The 18,005-nt window shown below is 41.0% G+C and carries 21 protein-coding genes and 1 riboswitch; of the genes, 4 read left to right on the top strand and 17 right to left on the bottom strand.

The annotated features are described in order from the left end of the window. Nucleotides 1–17: 17 nt before the first annotated feature. Nucleotides 18–353: a hypothetical protein gene (locus ACN20O_RS09625; protein WP_491633745.1), complete on the bottom strand. Its 336-nt coding sequence runs from the start codon at nt 351–353 to the stop codon at nt 18–20. Nucleotides 354–503: 150 nt separating this feature from the next. On the opposite strand from ACN20O_RS09625, the gene ACN20O_RS09620 reads away from it, so the two are divergent. Continuing rightward, nucleotides 504–1,283, top strand: a complete 780-nt coding sequence (locus ACN20O_RS09620) for an endonuclease/exonuclease/phosphatase family protein (RefSeq protein ID WP_491633744.1) — start codon at nt 504–506, stop codon at nt 1,281–1,283. On the opposite strand, the gene ACN20O_RS09615 is transcribed toward ACN20O_RS09620, so the two are convergent. After that, the gene (locus ACN20O_RS09615) at nt 1,254–2,162 is read right to left on the bottom strand and encodes a phosphatidylserine decarboxylase (protein ID WP_491633743.1); all 909 of its coding nucleotides are present in this window, start codon (nt 2,160–2,162) and stop codon (nt 1,254–1,256) included. The two genes, ACN20O_RS09620 and ACN20O_RS09615, sit on opposite strands and share 30 nt — an antisense overlap. A gap of 69 nt (nt 2,163–2,231) precedes the next feature. Between ACN20O_RS09615 and ACN20O_RS09610 the strand changes: the two genes are divergently transcribed. Continuing rightward, a complete protein-coding gene (locus ACN20O_RS09610; protein WP_491633742.1) occupies nt 2,232–3,299 on the top strand; it encodes a S1C family serine protease in 1,068 nt (355 codons plus the stop codon). Nucleotide 3,300: 1 nt separating this feature from the next. Here ACN20O_RS09610 and ACN20O_RS09605 read toward each other — a convergent pair whose 3' ends face one another. The 3 genes from ACN20O_RS09605 to ACN20O_RS09595 are packed head-to-tail and all read right to left on the bottom strand — an operon-like array spanning nt 3,301 to nt 6,034. Continuing rightward, nucleotides 3,301–4,014, bottom strand: coding sequence for an ABC transporter ATP-binding protein (locus ACN20O_RS09605; RefSeq protein ID WP_491633741.1), 714 nt, complete (start codon nt 4,012–4,014; stop codon nt 3,301–3,303). After that, nucleotides 4,011–4,970 carry a FecCD family ABC transporter permease gene (locus ACN20O_RS09600; protein WP_491633740.1) on the bottom strand — a complete coding sequence of 320 codons (960 nt, stop codon included), beginning with the start codon at nt 4,968–4,970 and terminating at the stop codon, nt 4,011–4,013. The genes ACN20O_RS09605 and ACN20O_RS09600 overlap by 4 nt, the downstream gene beginning before the upstream one ends. Next, on the bottom strand, nt 4,967–6,034 hold the full coding sequence (locus tag ACN20O_RS09595; protein ID WP_491633739.1) for an ABC transporter substrate-binding protein: 1,068 nt from the start codon (nt 6,032–6,034) through the stop codon (nt 4,967–4,969). The genes ACN20O_RS09600 and ACN20O_RS09595 overlap by 4 nt, the downstream gene beginning before the upstream one ends. A gap of 73 nt (nt 6,035–6,107) precedes the next feature. Further along, nucleotides 6,108–6,182: riboswitch (adenosylcobalamin-variant (AdoCbl-variant) riboswitch) on the top strand. A 21-nt stretch (nt 6,183–6,203) separates the two neighbouring features. Here ACN20O_RS09595 and ACN20O_RS09590 point away from each other — a divergent pair. After that, nucleotides 6,204–8,015, top strand: a complete 1,812-nt coding sequence (locus ACN20O_RS09590) for a TonB-dependent receptor plug domain-containing protein (RefSeq protein ID WP_491633738.1) — start codon at nt 6,204–6,206, stop codon at nt 8,013–8,015. Here ACN20O_RS09590 and ACN20O_RS09585 read toward each other — a convergent pair. The 9 genes from ACN20O_RS09585 to ACN20O_RS09545 form a co-directional block, all read right to left on the bottom strand. Next, nucleotides 8,012–9,031 (bottom strand): ABC transporter permease subunit, encoded by a 1,020-nt coding sequence (locus ACN20O_RS09585; RefSeq protein ID WP_491633737.1) that lies wholly within the window; start codon nt 9,029–9,031, stop codon nt 8,012–8,014. The two genes, ACN20O_RS09590 and ACN20O_RS09585, sit on opposite strands and share 4 nt — an antisense overlap. Further along, a complete protein-coding gene (locus ACN20O_RS09580) occupies nt 9,028–10,059 on the bottom strand; it encodes an ABC transporter permease subunit (RefSeq protein WP_491633736.1) in 1,032 nt (343 codons plus the stop codon). Before ACN20O_RS09580 ends, ACN20O_RS09585 begins: the two co-directional genes overlap by 4 nt. A 13-nt stretch (nt 10,060–10,072) precedes the next feature. Then, nucleotides 10,073–11,701 carry an ABC transporter substrate-binding protein gene (locus ACN20O_RS09575; protein ID WP_491633735.1) on the bottom strand — a complete coding sequence of 543 codons (1,629 nt, stop codon included), beginning with the start codon at nt 11,699–11,701 and terminating at the stop codon, nt 10,073–10,075. Between the two features lie 59 nt (nt 11,702–11,760). Next, complete coding sequence (locus ACN20O_RS09570) at nt 11,761–12,450, bottom strand: hypothetical protein (RefSeq protein WP_491633734.1); 690 nt, start codon at nt 12,448–12,450, stop codon at nt 11,761–11,763. A 69-nt stretch (nt 12,451–12,519) separates the two neighbouring features. Next, entirely contained in the window at nt 12,520–13,032 is a 513-nt protein-coding gene (locus ACN20O_RS09565; protein ID WP_491633733.1) for a hypothetical protein, read from the bottom strand. Next, nucleotides 13,016–13,429 carry a hypothetical protein gene (locus ACN20O_RS09560; RefSeq protein WP_491633732.1) on the bottom strand — a complete coding sequence of 138 codons (414 nt, stop codon included), beginning with the start codon at nt 13,427–13,429 and terminating at the stop codon, nt 13,016–13,018. Before ACN20O_RS09560 ends, ACN20O_RS09565 begins: the two co-directional genes overlap by 17 nt. Nucleotides 13,430–13,448: 19 nt before the next feature. Beyond that, entirely contained in the window at nt 13,449–13,919 is a 471-nt protein-coding gene (locus tag ACN20O_RS09555; protein WP_491633731.1) for a hypothetical protein, read from the bottom strand. A gap of 41 nt (nt 13,920–13,960) precedes the next feature. Next, on the bottom strand, nt 13,961–14,773 hold the full coding sequence (locus ACN20O_RS09550) for a matrixin family metalloprotease (RefSeq protein WP_491633730.1): 813 nt from the start codon (nt 14,771–14,773) through the stop codon (nt 13,961–13,963). Nucleotides 14,774–14,856: 83 nt separating this feature from the next. Continuing rightward, complete coding sequence (locus ACN20O_RS09545; protein ID WP_491633729.1) at nt 14,857–15,198, bottom strand: hypothetical protein; 342 nt, start codon at nt 15,196–15,198, stop codon at nt 14,857–14,859. A 284-nt stretch (nt 15,199–15,482) separates the two neighbouring features. Here ACN20O_RS09545 and ACN20O_RS09540 point away from each other — a divergent pair, with 284 nt between their 5' ends. Continuing rightward, the gene (locus ACN20O_RS09540) at nt 15,483–16,400 is read left to right on the top strand and encodes an alpha/beta hydrolase (protein ID WP_491633728.1); all 918 of its coding nucleotides are present in this window, start codon (nt 15,483–15,485) and stop codon (nt 16,398–16,400) included. Here the strand turns inward: ACN20O_RS09540 and ACN20O_RS09535 are convergent. The 3 genes from ACN20O_RS09535 to ACN20O_RS09525 all read right to left on the bottom strand — a co-directional run bounded on the left by ACN20O_RS09535 (nt 16,390) and on the right by ACN20O_RS09525 (nt 17,939). After that, nucleotides 16,390–16,824 carry a hypothetical protein gene (locus ACN20O_RS09535; protein WP_491633727.1) on the bottom strand — a complete coding sequence of 145 codons (435 nt, stop codon included), beginning with the start codon at nt 16,822–16,824 and terminating at the stop codon, nt 16,390–16,392. The genes ACN20O_RS09540 and ACN20O_RS09535 overlap by 11 nt on opposite strands. Nucleotide 16,825: 1 nt before the next feature. After that, nucleotides 16,826–17,251 carry a hypothetical protein gene (locus ACN20O_RS09530; protein WP_491633726.1) on the bottom strand — a complete coding sequence of 142 codons (426 nt, stop codon included), beginning with the start codon at nt 17,249–17,251 and terminating at the stop codon, nt 16,826–16,828. 253 nt (nt 17,252–17,504) lie between these two features. Next, on the bottom strand, nt 17,505–17,939 hold the full coding sequence (locus tag ACN20O_RS09525; protein ID WP_491633725.1) for a hypothetical protein: 435 nt from the start codon (nt 17,937–17,939) through the stop codon (nt 17,505–17,507). Nucleotides 17,940–18,005: the final 66 nt, after the last annotated feature.

Genomic DNA, 18,005 nt, shown 5'->3' with positions numbered 1-18,005 from the left:
ATTCCTCTTTGCGTTAATTAAGCGGTTAATGTGCCAGAAGTGGCCGATTTCTGAACTTGGATCAATTTCCAGGTCTCGAGTTTTCGCTTTAGAAATTGCTCCAAATCTTTGATTGCTTCCGGGCTTAAGCGGAGTGAACATTCAAAGGCAATCGCCTCAATTCCATCAGTTAATCCCATTTTCTCTTTCACTTTTTTATTAAAAATCTGGTACTCCGAGAGCTTCATTGTGCTGCCGTTAAAAAGCCTGAAAACGCGGGTGATTTGAATCCCAGTGTCTTCTGAAATTTTCTTTAAAGTAGGTTTGCCGTTTAAGAGCACATACTGATTTAAAATCGTTTTTTGTAAGTCCATTGTCCCTCCCTTTTTGGTCTGAGCCCTAAAGCAGAAGGTATGCCAAGGTCTTATGTCGGGTAACGCTATGAAATCAGGCCCTAAAGAGAACTCTGCAGAGAGAATCATGTTCTCAGATAAGAATGTTCTGTTCTAAAATAAGAACAATTTATGAAGCTAAAAATCCTTTCGTCCAATATTCGTTTTTCCAATCCAGCTGACGGCATCCACAACTGGGAAGCCCGCATGCCTCTTTTGGTAAAACTCTTCCAGGATTTCGGGCCGGATATTTTAGGAACTCAGGAAGGAAGAATCGGGCAACTAAAAGAATTAGACGATGCCCTTCCCGAACTCGTTTTGGTGGACTCCCACCGAAGCTGGATTGATGAGCGCATGTACCCATGTTTGTTTGTTAACCCCAAAACGGTGAAAGTTGAAAAATCCGGAGACATTTGGCTTTCGGAAACTCCCCTCATCCCGGGCTCGAGTTCTTTTCTCAGCATGTTCCCCAGGCTTTGTACCTGGGCGGATGTGACTTTTATTCAGAGTGGCCGCCAGATGACCATTATCAATACTCACCTGGATCACGTGAAGAGCGAAACCAGACAAAAGCAAATTGAAGTCCTGATCAAAGAGATCAAATCATTAAGCTCGCGCGACGTGATCATCATGGGCGACTTTAATGAGTCACCAACGACAACACTTATGGAAACTCTGGTTAATAATTTTGATTTAAAAGACCCGTGGAAAGAAAAGAAACTTCCCGAGGAAACCAGTCATCATAGTTTCCTCGGTGATAAAATGTCTGAAGGCGATCGCATTGATTGGATTTTAATTCCGAAGAGTTTTAATTGCGAAGATATCCATCTGGTAAAAATGACAAGCACTGAAGGACTTTTTCCTTCTGACCACTACCCGCTTTTAGCAACGGTCAGCGACACTCATTCCTAAGTGAAGATAAGTCTCCATTCCTTTTTTAGTATTCATCAGAATGTCTGCGCTTGGCTTCCATTTACCTTTTTCACCAATCACGATCACTGTTGATCCACCAAAAAGGAAATAGCCTTTTTCTTCTCCACGAGCAAACTCTCTACCTTTATCTAAAGGTTTTGACTGGATGATTTTCCCAACACAGATTGCTCCCACTTCGATGTAAGCAAGCTTGCCAAAGTTCTTTGTTTCAAGAATGGTGACGTGTCTTTCATTCGTGATCAGAATATCTTCTTTTGACTTAAGAGCTAATGGGTTCACTGAATGGTAAAGCCCAGAGACGCGGTAGTCGTCGACGATTTTTCCATCGTCTGGGAAATGGTAGCGGTGATAATCCACCGGGCAAAGCCTTGCAAGCAACAGTGGCCCGTCTTCAAAAGTCGATTCCCATTTGCTATTAGCAATTAGCGCTTTTGGTTTTAAGTTGTGACCTTTGACTGGCACAGTTTCGTTATCCAGAACGCTCTCATAGCCATAATAACGAGCTTCACTGAAAGCTGCCATCTCAGATGGGCTTTCAACAATGGGACGTTTTCCCGGGCGGAAACGGCGGATAAAAAACTGATTAAAAGTTGAATACGGAGATTGTTCAGTTCTTCCCTCTTCAGGAAGATAATCATCCATTTGAATCTGGAATTTTTTAATAAATGGCGCAACTTTTTGCTGACTTAGAGGTAAGTCTTGTAGGGCCCCATAAAATTTGCTGATTGGCGCTTTGCAAATAAGGTGAGAAAGCCCTTTTCCACTTGGAGATTCGTAAAGCCACTCAATAAATTTATCTCCATAAACCATCTCGTGATCTATTTTGCCCGTTACGCGGTTGTAAAATTTAATTTCCACCTTAACCCCTTGCTCAAAATGCCTTCCGGGATTATATCTATAGAGTACATTCCATGCAAGGAGGAGTTCATGCGTAAGTTAAGTCTTTTGGTTGTTCTAACTATGGCTTTAGCTGTCCCTACGTATTCACAGCAAAATGCCAAAAAAGAAGCGGCCATGCTTCTGGATAACGAAAAAAATTCTATTAGTGTTTTCCAAAATACGGCCGATTCTGTCGTCAACGTTTCTAACCTTCGCAAGTCGAAGGGAATGTTCGATATGGATGCCACAGAAGTTCAGGCCGGGATGGGTTCTGGTTTAGTGTGGGATACCACTGGTCATATCATCACCAACTACCATGTTGTCGATGGTGGTGACTCTTTCACGGTTGCTTTCAGGGAAGACCAAAAACAATACAAAGCGAAGCTTATTGGTGGTGATCCAAAAAACGACATCGCTGTTTTAAAACTGTTAGAGCTTCCAAAAAATTTAAAACCGATTGTTCCAGGGAATTCAAGAACGCTATTAGTTGGACAAAAGACTCTAGCGATCGGAAACCCGCTTGGACTTGATCACACTTTAACCACAGGGTCAGTTTCTGCTCTGGGAAGAAAGATTAAAGGATTTGGTGGAGTTTCTATCAATGGAATGATCCAAACTGATGCCTCAATCAACCCGGGTAACTCAGGTGGAGCGCTCCTTGATTCTCAAGGAAGACTAATCGGAATGAACGCTATGATTTACAATGCTGGTGGAGCTGGTGCTTCTGCTGGTCTTGGGTTTGCAATTCCTGTCGCAATCATTAAAGACATCGTTCCTCAAATCATTCAATACGGACGTGTGATACGTCCAGGTCTTGGAGTGGCGATTCTTGAAGACTACTACGCTGCCCGCTTTGGACTGCGCGAAGGTGTTATGGTGAAGTTTGTCGATCCAAAAGGCCCCGCTTCAAAAGCAGGTCTTCAAGGAATTACCCGCGATCGTTTCGGCCAATACTACATCGGCGATATCATCGTAGGAATCAACTCTGATTCAGTAAAAAACTATGACGATCTTTATTCGACAGTAAACAAGTACAAGATTGGCGATAAAGTAAAAGTTAAAATCGTCAGAGATGGAAAAGAAAGAACCGTTGATGTCACTCTAGTTCAAATCTAAATTAAAGATTAAAGTTTTTAGCTAAGAGCCCCGAGCGATTCATTTCCTCGGGGCTTTTTTTATGGAGCAGACCTTCGGAATCTACCAGCCAGATCTGATCGACTACGTTCTCTACCAGGCTTAAATCGTGAGTGCTAAAAAGCACACCGACACATTTATCCTGGCTCACTGATCTTAGGATTTTCATTAATTCGATCTTTGAAGGAATATCTAAATACGTTGTTGGTTCATCTAGGAATAAATAATCTGGCGATTGCACGAGTGCACGCGCAAGCAGCGCTCTTTGTTTTTGCCCGTCACTTAGATCAGAAAAAAATCTCTCAGTGATAGATTCAATATTGAGCATTTTAATGATGTCGTTTACTGCTCTCATATCTTCTGGCGAGACTTCACCCCAGAAGTTTGTATAAGGAGATCTTCCCAGCATAATAAGCTCAAAAACGCGCAGGTAATCCACTTGCACTCTATCGGTTAAGACCACAGAGATTTTTTTTGCCAGGTCTAATTCAGAATAAGTTGAATAAGGACTCTCATCTAAAGCTAGCTCGCCTTTAATGAGCGGATTAAGTCCTGTTATCGTTTTTAAAAAGCAGCTCTTCCCTACGCCGTTGATCCCCATTAAAGCAATCAAATCGCCTTTTCGAAGCTCTCCTGTGAGACCAGAAAGAACCGTTTTATGGTTAAAACCAACAGAGAGATTGTTAAATGTAATCATACAACTCTCCTGTCGCGATATAAGTAAAGAGCGATCACCGGAGCTCCAATTAATCCAAGAATCGAATTGGTCGCCAGCGAGTATTCACTGGTAAAAATTAAAATGAGTTCAGTGAAAAGGGCCAGTGAGCTTCCGACGAAAAACACTGCCGGCATCACCAGACGGATATCACTTCTCTTCATAAACGTGCGGGCAATATGAGGCGCGATAATCCCAATAAACCCAATTGGACCGCAGTAAGCTGTCACGATTGCCACTAAAAATGAACAAACAAGAATAAGAATGGTTTTAAAACGTTTTACATCTACTCCCATGCTACGGGCGTAGTTTTCACCGATGATAAATTGGTTGAGTCCTTTTGGAAGGATGGCCAGGAAAATTAATCCTAAAAGTCCAAAACCTACAAAGTAGGGAAGCTCTTCAATCGTGACTCCCTGGAAACTTCCCATTGACCACATTAAGAAGTTCTTCACCTGAAGACTTGGGGTCATATTCACCAGAACGCTGATAAAACTTGCAGTAAAACTCGCAATTAAAAGCCCCAGGATTAAAAGGCTAATGCGGTTGATATTCTTTCTAACTAAAAAAGTTAACAGAAGAAAAACACCGAGAGCTCCTAACATCGCCATCAATGTCTGGCCAAAAGGAGCGATGCCCGCTGGTAAAAATGAAGCCCCCATAATGGCGATGGCCACACCTAAGCACGAGCCAGCATTAATTCCCAGAAGATCTGGTCCTGCCAATGGGTTTTGGAAAAAAACTTGTAAGAGAAGTCCTGAGCCAGCCAACATTCCACCGGCCATTAGAGCTACAATGATTTTAGGAAAACGCAGTTGCCATAAAAGCAAGTCGTCCTGAACGTTAAAGCCTGCGTCTCCATAAACCAGAAGAATCGCCGCTAAAAGTGCAGTGATCATAACGAAACTAAAAATGGTGACTAAGGGTCTGTTGTTCATTTCAGCTCCTTATACCAGATTGTTTTTTCATTGGGAAATTGAGAAGGATGCATTATCGCAAAGAAATCCTTAATTAAAAGATCCGGGCGGGCAACACCTGTTTCCCAGAAATCACTAAAGCCATCTTTGTTAATAAGCTTAGTATTATTAAATAAAGGCACCGATTGAAATTTTTTATAGCGAGAGTCCTTGCCCATCGCTTTAGCATCTTCCCAAGTGTTTTGTGAAAACCAGACGTCTGGCCTTTCATTGATCTTTAAAACTTTTTCCAGAGATACATACTGAGTCTGATTACTTTGGCTTTTTAAAAGGAGCTCTCCTCCAGCATCATTGATAATAATCGCCAGGTCACTTGTCCCTCCACAAGTAGACCACTTGCCTCGTTGAATATCGCCAACTAGAACTTTGGATTTTTTAAGTCCAGCTGCTCGATGCTTAAATTCGTTGTAGCTTAACTTGATTTTATTAAAGAGTTCTTGGGCCTCTTTATCTTTACCAAAAAAGACTGCTTCAAAAACAATCCACTCTGCTCTCGCCAATGGGTGTCTTTCTTCAAAGTCATAGTTAAGAACAATTGGAATTTTTAACTTCCTTAATTGTTTTGCTCTTTCCGCTCCTGCATTTGCAGAGTAGGCCATAACCAGGTCTGGCCTAAGAGCAAAAAGCTCTTCAGCATTCATCTGGTAATTGATCTCTTTCATTTTCTGCGCTCTGATTTTCTCATTAAAAATATAGCGAGTTCCCTGAAAGCCAACTAGAGTGTGTTCCAGATTAAAGGCCGAGAGGAAATATAAATGAGTCGTAGATGAAGAAACAAATCTTTTTGTTTTGGAGGTAAGGACGGCCAGACTCGTTTCGCATTTAAGTGCTCCATCTGCGACGATGTAGCGCTCAAGCGAAGGAGCTTTTCCGGCATCTATGATTTTGTAATTATCGTAATAAGAAATAGTGAAATATTCAGCATAGGTCGGTTTATAAACACTAATTGGTTTAGCGGCTTCACAATCTGCTGCGTGGGCCTTCAATGAAAGGGCCAGAATAAAAATGAAACAATAAAACTTCATTTAAAAAGTCTAAGGCCCCTCATTTTTATTGTAAAGTGTCCCGCTTTCTCTATAATAGAGGCAAGCTCAACTACGAATAAAAAGCAGTGAAGTTTGGTGAGATTCCAACGCTGTCCCGCAACGGTAAAGCCCGATCCCTTTTTATTCCCTATTCACCCGTGGAGGAACCATGCTTGGAAAAATCACGCACGTATCTCTTATTGCCTTTTTAACTTCACAAACAGTACTTGCGAATGATGATATCATCGTGACTGCAGACAGAATCAAAAGCACTCTTGAAAAGTCGCCTTCAGACATTAAAGTGTTTGAACAGGATGACATTAAAAAGTCATCTTCAATGATTGAACTTCTCGCAAGAGAGTCGGACCTGACACTATCACAATCAGGGCCAATGGGTGGGAACACCAGTCTATTTCTGCGCGGAACTGAATCTTCTCAAGTTTTAGTAGTTATTGACGGCATTGTGATGAATGACCCAAGTAACCCTACTCGCCAGTTTGATTTAGGAAGACTTAGTTTAAATAACATTGAGCGTGTAGAAATTCTTAAGGGATCACAAGGCCTTCTTTACGGATCAAATGCTATTGGTGGTGTTCTCGTTATTACAACGAAAAAAGGTTCCGACAAACTTAGCGGATCTGGTTTTGTTGATTACGGAACTCACAACACTCTCAATGCCGGAGTTAATGCTCAGAAAAAATTTAACCATACATCAATGAGTTTTGGGGCTGACCACTTAAAAACAACAGGTTTTTCAGCCGCTAATGACTCCCGCAATCCTAACGCTGAAAAGGACGGCGAAAAAAGAAGCACTCTTTCGGCCGCTCTTGCTCAAAGTATTTCCAGTGGAGAATTCAACATCAACTACCGTTATGTGAATGATGAAGTCGATTTGGATAAAGGAGGCGGGGCCGGCGAAGACGATCCAAACGACTCACAATTTACTGAACAGAAATTTATGAAGGCCGGATACACTCAGGCCTGGTCAACAGGAGAAACAACTCTAAACTTGACTCGTTCTGAACACCATCGCACCTTAAACGTCAGAAGTGATAATAAAAACACCACGGCTTCCTCAACGACAAATAAAGGTGAAATAAACGGTGTAGCGCTCAACCACACTCAATACCTTAATGATTTCTTCACTCAAAACTACAACTTCGATTACCAACACGAAGAAGACCAAAAGAAAAACACCAACGAAAATTTCAGTTTTTTCTTATACAATCGTCTCGAGTTTGGACCAGCAGTGGCCAATGCCGGAGTCAGATTAGACAGCAACCAATCCTTTGGTGAACACATCACTTATAAAATTGCTCTGATGCATTTTTTCACTCATTTTAATTTGAAGATGGCGTATTCAACTGGCTTTAGGGCGCCAAGCTTAAATCAACTGCACGATCCGACTTACGGTAATAAAAACTTAAAACCAGAAGACAGCCAGACTGCGGAAATTGGATTTGAAGTTCCAGTGACTGAAAATGGCAAATATATCGGGACACTTTTTTATACTGATATTCAAAACCGTTTAAGCTATGATCCGGTCACTTTCGTCAACCAAAACAGAGGAAGCGCCAGAATCATCGGAATTGAAAATTCTTTTGCGGCAAAACTAACGGATGATTTTAGCTCTAACACGTCCGCCACCTGGCTTTCTGCTCGCGACATGACGGCCAAACAAAAGCTCGCCAGACGCCCGAATATCAATGTTAAAACTTCAGTCGATTTCACTCCTTCTAATAAAGAACTAGTCAGTGTTGAAGGAGATTTTACGGGGAAAAGAAACGATGTCGACAACCTTGGCAACACTGTTCACATGCCATCGTACCTGATCTTTAATTTGCGATACGAAAGAGAATTCAGAGAAAACACTTCTATTTACCTGAAAGTAAAAAACCTGCTCGATAGAGACTATGAAGAAGTCTACGGCTATGGAACAGGTGGAAGAATGGCTTCTGTTGGACTTAGATACGTTTTCTAGGTCATGTTCGGGTCCATTGCATCTCTTACTCCCTGACCGATAAGGTTTAAAAGTGTAAGAACAATGAACAGCGCCAGTGACGGGTAGAATGCTAACCACCATGCGATGGTATAGTTTTTCTGGGCCTGGGCCAGAAGCTCTCCCCAACTTGGCGTTGGAACCTGAAGGCCAAAGCCCAGGTAATCAAGAGCTGCAAGACCTACGATTTCCGCTGCGATTGTAAACGGCGCAAACGTGATAATCGGAGTTAATGAGTTCGGCAGAATATGCTTAAAGATGATCTTCATATTTGAAGCCCCAAGAGACTTGGCCGCTTCAACGAATTCGCGGTTTCTATTTTTTAAGAACTCACCACGCACGTAGTATGAAATGTTAATCCAGGCGAACACGCATGAAATCAGAATCAGCATTCCCAACGAAGGAGTGAAGATCGAGATAAGAATGATAAGAAGGAAGAACTGAGGCACAGTGCTTAGGACCTCAACAATCCTCTGCCCAATGAAATCCACTTTCCCACCGAAGAATCCCATCACTCCACCAAGAATAGTCCCGATAGAAAGTGAGATAAACCAAACAGCAACAGCATAAGAGATACTGTATTTGAATCCATAAAGCAGTCGAGTAAACACGTCACGGCCGCGGTCGTCTGTACCAAAGATATTTGTTTCAGAGGGAGCTGACGGATAAGAATCTACTTTTGAGTTACTTTCAAACGGGTCCCATTGAACGATTGGCCATAAAGCATAATCGCCTTTCCCCATTTGCAGGGCACGGTAATCCACGTCCAGAGCATCTGTGATCCCGAAGTCAGAGGCATTGTAGTCCTTGAAAATCGGGAAATAAGTCGTCCCATGATAACTAATAATCAATGGGCGGCTATTAGCGATGAATGGTGAAAGGAAAGTCGCTAGAATTAAAAACACTAAAACAAACGATGAGATCATCGCTGATTTACTCTTTTTGAAAATCTTCCAACGCTTACGAGTTAATTCATTAGTTATGTAACGTTCGATCATTTGAAATCAATCCTTGGGTCAACAGCAATGTAAGCTAAATCGCTGATCAGGTTTCCAACTAACATGAGCACACTCTGAATAAAAATCAGACCCATGATAACGTTATAATCTCTCTGAAGGATCGATTTATAACTTAGAAGCCCCATCCCATCTAATTGGAAAATGCTTTCCAGAAGAAGAGAACCAACGAAGAAAACTGAAATAAATCCACCGATACCCGTTACGATTGGGATCAGTGCATTTCTTAGAGCGTGTTTCAGGAAGACCACTTTCTCAGGAACACCTTTTGCGCGAGCAGTACGAATGTAGTCCTTTTTAATTTCATCCAGAAGTGAGTTCTTCATTAGCATGGTTAGAACTGTGAAAGATCCAATCATGTAACAAATAAGCGGAAGGATGAAATGGTGAACGCGGTCGACGATTTTCCCCCAAAGAGTCAGATCGTAGTAATTGTCAGAGTAAAGTTCGCCCATCGGGAACCAGTTGTAGAATCCTCCACCCGCAAAATAAACGATGAGGAGAATGGCCAACATAAAGCCCGGGATCGAATAGAAAACAAAGAGAAGAAAACTGGACACATAATCAAACGTTGTTCCGTGTTTTACTGCCTTAATAACCCCTAAGACCACACACACCAGATACGACATGATCAGGGAGACAACTCCGAACTGTAGAGACACGGGAAGCTTACTGGTAATAACATCAAGAACCGGCTCTTCGTAAGTAAAACTCTCACCGAAATCAAGCTTGGCGATATTCTTCAGCCAAATCCAGTAACGGATATGTACCGGCTTGTCGAATCCATATTGTTTTTTAAGGGCCTCAATAACTTCTTCAGAAACAGCACTACTCTTTGAGTTGTCGACGTTACTTCTGCCCTCATTGCCCATTCCACCGAATTTCATTTGCTGAATTCGCTGCTCGATCGGGCTACCAGGAGCAAGGTTAATGATAACGAATGTGACCAGAGTGATCCCGAGCAAAGTCGGGATCATGATCAGTAATCTTTTTAAGATATAAGTAAACAAGAAAAACCTCTAGTTATTTAGCAATCCACCAGTAATCAGACCCGATAGAGTAAGTGTATGTATCTTTTTCTTTACCGATACGGTCTGTATGAGCGTAGAACTTAAACTTTCCGTTAAATAGGAAGATATAAGGAACGTCTGCTGCAATTGTTCTATAAACTTCGCGAAGTTTTTTAACTCTTGTCGCTTTATCCATAATTAATCGAGACTCATCAATAAGCTTGTCTACTTTTGGATTGTTGTATTGAACAAAGTTTGATCCAGCGTTAGCAATAGACTCTGAGTGCCAGATTTGTTTTGGATCCCAATCAAGGTCTCCACCACCCCATGCTAAACGAACTGCTTCGAATTTTCTTTCATCAAGAAGTTTAATGAAGGCGTTCCACTCAACAACTTTTACCTGAACATCAACACCAACTTTCTTAGCGTCTTCCTGGAACGTTGTCAGGAATTTTACGAAGTCTGGAAGTGGCTCAAGGATTGTGAATGAAAGCTTAACCTTCTTACCATCGATCATCTTATCAAGGATTCTATCCCCGTCTGTATCTTTCCATCCGTCTTCAGTTAACTTCTTAAGAGCTAACTTTGGATCGAATTCAAGAGCTTTAACTGTTGGATCAGCATAATCAGATTGTTGGTATAGAGGTCCAGTTGCCGGAAGAGAGAAGTTGAAAAGAAGTTTCTCAATCATCTTCTTTCTATCAAACAAGTGAACCATTGCTTCTCTTGTTTTAACAGACTTGAACATTGGGTTTGTCAGGTTGAAACCTACGAAAGCGTAACCTGATACTTGTTTGTTTTGAGTTTTGATCTTATGAACAGACTTACCCCATTTAGGGCCGTTAGTTTTTTGAGCGTACTCTTCTGGTTGAAGAGCTAGGTAATCGATATCTCCGTTTTCAATTGAACGGATTGAGATCGTTGAGTCCTGGATAAATCTCATTGTAATCGTCTGGAAGTTGTGAATTCCTTTTAGTGACGGTTCACTTCTTCCCCACCAATTAGGGTTAGATGTAAGCACGATTCTCTTCGCGCGGTCGAATTCCTTAAGCATGTAAGGGCCAGTTCCCACTAGAGTTTTGTTCAGGATTTTTTCCTGCTCTTTGCTCGGGTTCTTGTATAAGTGCATTGGAACAACTGTTAACCCAGCTGCAACTGTGAAGTTGTTAAAGTATGGAGTTCCAACTGTGAACTTGATTTTGTTTGGAGCTACGATTTCAGCAGACTTGATGTTTTCGTAGTAAGGCTTTAAGTGAGCCGTTTTGTAAGTGTCTTTTGGATCCATGATAGCATCAAAAGAAAACTTAACATCTTCAACTGTAAGCGGTTTTCCGTCGTGCCACTTAACTCCGTCTCTTAGTGTGAATTCAAAAGTCTTTCCGTCTTTTGAAATCGTCCACGACTTTGCAAGAGCAGGTTCCCACTCTCTTGTGTCAGGGTTTCTTGTTAGTAATCCTTCCATGATCATCGATTGAACTTCACTTGCGTAAGCATCAGATGATGACAGAGCATTTAAAGTTGTAGGCGCTTGACCTAGGTTGATTTTAAACTCTCCACCGAATGGAGCTTTTGCATTTCCGACAGCGAAGGCAGTGTTCATCACGCCAAGCGTCAATGATAGAGCAATCACACACTTTTTCATTGTATTTCCACCTTTTTAAAAAATTAATACAGCTTAGAATAGAAGTGTGCAGAGTTCAATTATTTTTTGAAATAGAGATTAGAGTCGAGAGACCATCTATCGAGTGTAAGATTCTCGTCTTTAATCTTATACTGCTCGAGCTTTTGGTCGATTTCATCCAAACGGCGTTCTAAATCTTTATAAGACCTTAGCGAGTACGTTCTATCTTCATCCAGGGCATGGAGCTCCTTCTGCCATTCTTGTTCCAACTTGTCGCGCAACGTCTGGTAACGTGCATTGATGGTGTTGATTCTCTCAACATGGCTTTGGATCTCTTTATTTTTCATCTCCATTTGGCCTTTAACTGCCATGCGTTTTTTAATAAGTATACCTACCACTTCACGGCCCATCTTCACGTTATTCTGAAGATCCTCACTAAAAAACTTAAAGTAAGCCCCGGCCGTAAAATAAAGATTCTTTTCACAGAACTTCATGTCTGGAATTTTTAAAAGAATATAATCAGCAGTTCTCCCCATGACATAAGCTTTGCACTTAAGTGTGGAGTTCTTCTCATCCCAGAATTCAATCTTATCTTTGACATTGATGTATTTAACATTGTCGAAATCGACTTTCACTCTGACGATAGAAATATCGCGGCTAATTTTAGAAATGCGCCCTGAAAAAATCCCCTCTTCTGAAAGCTGGGCGTTTACTGTACTAGCAGTAAAGAGCAGCCCCAAAAATGGAATAAATGAACGCAATAACTTCATTCTCTTATTATCCAAAGCTATTGGATTTTCGTCCAGATGAGGAAGATTATACTTGAGTCTTTTGATTAACTATCTAAGCTTCAGAAGGAAATAGTTTGATTGATCTTCTGCTTGGTAAAGCAGAACTTCAAACTGCCCAAGTGTGGCCATGACGTCTTTTAACTCTTGTGAGTCTTTTAGAACAACCAGGCTGCTTTTGTTTTTAAGTCCTTTAAGAACTTCGCGGTCGCGTTTTAGGTCATCGCTGAAAACAATGTTGGTTTTTTCGTTAAGCTTCTTTACCGTTTTTAATCCTTTTGTTGCCAAAAGGTTTGTAGAAAACTCGTCCATCTTCCCTGTTGAGAAATATGAAAGTTCCTGAGAGTTCTCTGGCATATGTTTAAGCACTTCATTCCAGAACAATGCGGTCGAATCTTTTCTCTCTCCAGCAGGAGCTTCTGTACTCTTTACGCTTCTTGAGTTCTTCACACCAGAAAGCGCTTCATATCTTCCCGCAGGAATAGCTTTTCTCGTCTGCGAAGATAGTGCAAACGGAATTGCGAGTACGAAAAAAAATGCGGCGATATTAATTGTCTGTTTCATGTTCTGCTTGTTCTTTAATAAGTCCCATTTCAACGTCAATATACAGATTCAGAGTTTCGAAATGCTTTTCCAGCTCTCGCACATAAGCATGCACTCTATCTTCTACTCGATTAGGCATGTCCTGTGTGTGATTAAGATACCAGCGCATTTCATCGACTTTGCTGTAAAACAAATCGAGCCCTACAAGCACTTCCTCTCCACAAAGCATCAGTTCTTTAATGCTTGTTGAATCGTAACGGTTGTTGAAAACCGCCGGGAAATGGTCTCTGGTTCTTTTTAGTGAAAACTCGTACATGTATTCTGGTGACCTGAATTTGATTCTCTCAAACAGTCTTTTGGCATCAAGCTTTAGCAGCATGAGCATACGTTGCGTTTCTTCACTAATTTTTACTTTCATAGTGTTTCTATTTTACGACTTAATTTGAATTAGTCATAGAAGGCAATTTTGCTCTACGTCCGCCTGGCCATTCAACAGGAGCATTGCGGTCTTTGTAAAATTCTACTGCAACCGTCATCGCTACTTGTTTTACGTTCAGTGGAAGTTGGAAATACCTGTAGACATTTTTATTTTCAAACTTCATCGCGTTTTCAACCTCTGAAAACGAACTGATATCATAAACCATAAGCTTACCAGAGGCCATAGCACTATCAAGAAAATTTTTTCTAGCATCGTTAAATGCAAAGGCAGAAGAAAAATCATTTCTCACTACAATCACATGATGTTTTTTATTTTTATCCATGTTTTTTAAGTCGTGAGATTCGATGGGAAGTAAACTTATATTAATCTTCCCTAGTACTTCTGCTAATACATAATACGTATGATCTAGCTCGGGTTTAGTTTGAAGGTAAAAAATGTAATTAATGTGGGTTTGGTTTTCTGCACTCATGCTCTCCTATTCGGAGAAACTCAGCAAAAAATTACTTTTTTTTAATACCTGATCAAAATCTTTTGTCTTCTATTTTTCTCGATTTTCCCAATGAAAGCGATCAACATCATACCCATAATTAGGGACCCTAAGAAGTTTGCCAAAGCGAAGCCTGAACCACCTGAATTTTTTGATATATCTTCAATTGTTCCACAGGCCGCCACTTTCTTTTCTTGTGTTGAAAGAGGTGAAACATAACCAGTCGATTGTCTTTTTAATGTTTCATCGACAACCGCGTTCACTCCCTGGATATCATCAGACTTAAGAGATGTCGCAGTTCCAAGGCTTGCGGCCATGACTGCACCCGAATCTTCTGAGTGATCAAGACCAAGTGTGTGTCCGATCTCATGAAGGATTGTTGTTCTTAAATTGTTACCCCAGTTTTGGCGAAGGGTACTGATGCTTCCGTTAAGAATGATAACAGTCTGCTCGAAATACGTTCCTTTATTATAACGAATCGTAATCGCCAGAGTTCTTGAAGGATCGTATCCCGTTTCAGCTCCGAAATTATCCGACCAACGGATGTAGCTTCCTGAATAGCTAGTTGAGTTTTGAACTGCACTTAGTTCCCAAATATCTTTACCGATCACCGATTCCCATTCAGCTACTGCCTGATTGGCCAGTGTTTCAAGGTTTTGAGAATCAGCGGCAGATGCGAACTTTGCCATTTTTATAGGAAAGGCACGCCAGTAAAATCCATTCTTAAAATCAGAAGTGAATGTATAGGCTTGTGCGTTTGAACTTAATCCCAGAAACAAGAAAATGGCCATTAGCGAGAGGGGGATACTAATGGCCAATTTTTTTGTGTGCTTCATTTTACGTCCTTGTAAAAATTATCACTTCGTAACAACCTTCCGTCCGTGGAAAGCATTAGGAAACATATATATCTATCTAATAACTATAATTTTGAAAAAAGAGTCGCCGAACATAACCAGACATCGTTGGATTCAAGAGTGTAAATCTCACCGCTCTTGAATTTCACAGGCCCATCTTTTACTACCTGGATTTTTTTCGAAAGGACCTTTTCACCTTTCAGTGTCTGAATAATCTGGAAATCAACTTCGACTTTAGGGAATGCAGCTTGGGACTCAACATCCTCTACATTCGTGACTGTAGCAATGTACTTTTCAGGACAAGAAAGATTAAAAGTCGACGTTGCCAGTGCGTTTTCTACGCTAAGAGATCCAGCTAGACCGACAAGCGTAACAGCGACCTTTCCTAGTCTTAATAATTGCTTCATCCTAAAGCTCCCTACTTAAATATTCTTCCTTGAGGTTCCAAATCCTTGGTGGAAATCTTCCTTGATCTCCTATCTTTTACTATTGCAGGCTGTATGCCAAAAGAGGGAAATTTATAACATCTTGATAGCCTAAAACCCTCCTAATTAATCAGTGACGAAAAGGCACTAAACAGACTGTTTAGGTGTCAAAAGAAAATGTCAGACTTCAAAATTTTGACCTCATTACCTTTTTACAGAGGGGAAAATCACTAAAGTAAACTTTTTGAAAGTCCGACTAAAGTCACATGAAAACATCAATTAAGACATTAATAGTTGCCCTTTTTTGTACATTTTCATTCTCAGTTCACGCTGAAGATCCTGGAACAGTCGGACTCTACACCAGTAGCGTTTTTGCCCTAAGGCCAGTAAATAAAATCTCTGAAATCTTAAATACATTCCACGAAGAGAGCCCTGATAAAAATATTGTCCTTTATATTCACGGCCGTGGAAGACATGTAGATGAAGAATGGCAGATGATTTCTAACCTCGAAAAAGTTCACAACGTAAGAGTGGCGATGTTTCACTGGCCGTCGTGGTCATCTCTCTTAACTCGACCGGTGGAAAATGCCAAAGCCTCGGCAAAAGATCTCTCAGTGGTTCTTCATGGAATCAAAACATATAAGGAAGAGCATCCAGAAATTTTCGAACGAAAGAAAATAACTTTACTCACTCACAGCATGGGTCATATCGTCTTGCGCGAGTACACTGAAAAAATTTACGCCCGCGATCTCAATGAAGTTTATGGAAAACCACTTTTTGATAACTACATTTCCGCTGCCGCAGATACCGGCCTTGCAGACCACAAAGCATGGCTTACTAAAATAGACTTTGCAGCCCACAGGCATGTATTAATGAACAACCGTGATTTAATGCTGATTATGTCTTACCTCTTAGACTTAAAGGCCAAACAACCACTTCTTTATAAACTGGGATTAGGATTTGGAAAAATTCCATCTAAGAGACGTGCTGAATTTCAGGACCCTGAAGCTATTTACATCGACCTTTCAAAGTCGCTGCAAACAGACCACAGGTATTTTGAATCTAATAAACCGATTATGAAGAAACTCTTCACGCCCATGTTAAATGGCGAAGTCTTTGCTCCCAAGGATTTAACAAAGGCGCGTGTGAAGGAAGAAGACAATATCTTCTACGTTATTGATTAGCTCTTCTGTAGGTTGCTTTTGTATTAGTTAAAACACCATTAGATGCGTTGTAGATCGTCGACTTTTCCATCAGATCACCAGATGATGTCTGCGAGTATTTATTCACGGCCCTCACTGGTAAAAAGATCGAAGGAATGCCCGGGTCTTTTTTGTATTGAACCTTAACTTCCAGGACAAGTTCCTCTCCAGCAAAAGCTCCGCGTCCCATAGCACGCACTTCCTGATCATCTTGAACGACAGTAAATTGGTTATCTAAAAGTAAAGTGTGAGTCAGTGGTCTTGAAAGAACTGAAACTTCTTCACAGCCTTTTTGAGAAAGAATAATACTCTCCCCATTTTTATCAATATAAGAACCGGTTAAATCAGGACAAGCATAAGCGTTTGTCGACAAAAAGCCAGCTGCAATCAGAATCAATTTTTTCATTTTATTTTACTCTTCTAAAAGTTACGTAGTCGGTTCCCAGCTCCGATCCATCTTCCTTAAAAGGACGAATCTTTTCAACCAGGTTATTGAATTTATCGATGTGGTACGAAGTAATCCAGCGAACAGGAAGATCGAACTCATTGCTCCCACCCCAGTCCATGCGGATGTCGATAATCAGGTCATCATTAGTGAAAGAAACTGTCGCATAGGCCGTCATCTTTCCATCTGTTTCCAGGACTCTCTCAACGTTGTCGGCAAGTAATGTGGTGGTGCTTTCTTCATCTGACCAGGTAGTGCTTTCGCATTTTACCTGAGTGATTGTTTTTACGAGATCTTCATCACTGTCATAGAAAGAGCCAGTGATATTAGGACATGCAAGGGCGCTTGCAGAAAAGGCAAGCGCAGCCACTGCAGTTAAAAACTTCATTATTGGTTAACCTTCAGGCGCATCTCTTCACGGAATGCAGCTAACTGCATTGAAGAAATTTCAACGAGGCATAGAACGATCAGAACACATAGTCCTGCGCTTAGAATAATTTCCATAATCATCTCCTTGACTTATTGCACGTAAATCCTTCACATGCAGCTACAATAGATTATAGAGGTATTTAAGCATTCAAGTCATGATTGTGACAAATTATTTGGGCCCCTAAGGGCCCATTGTAAGATAAAGACAAAATTTAGATTTTTTGGTGCAAAGAAGTCATTGAAGCTAGAACGCCACCTGTCGAATTAAAAATTGTTGTGGTCAAAACGACATTACCACGAGCGTCTTTTACATAGACCTCTAAAATTTTTAAAGGGATAGATGTTGGTGGCACTTCAGGAGGTAAAGGTTTTTTATATTGAATGCGGTGATCAAGAGTCAGGCTTGCCCCAATGAAAGCGGCCGCAGTAAGTACTTTGACGTCCTCATTTTCTTCCGACAGTCTAAACTGGCCATCAGTAATAATAGTATCTGACCCCTCCGAACCGGTCACGGTCACACTCGCACAAGCACTTTGAGAGACCGTATAAATCTCATTCTGTTCGTTTTTATACCTTCCAGTGAAGTCTGTGCACGCAAGAGCAGCCGAAGCAAAGAGAGACAAACAAAGGGCCAATAGTACTTTCATAAATCCTCCTTAAAATTTATCGATTGAAAGATTAGGCATGAGGAAGTGATGAGTGTAAATGAGAGG

The organism is Bacteriovorax sp. As-1, assembly GCF_058446905.1.
The sequence above is the reverse complement of the archived record's forward strand: the minus strand, read 5'-3'. Positions and strand labels throughout refer to the sequence as shown.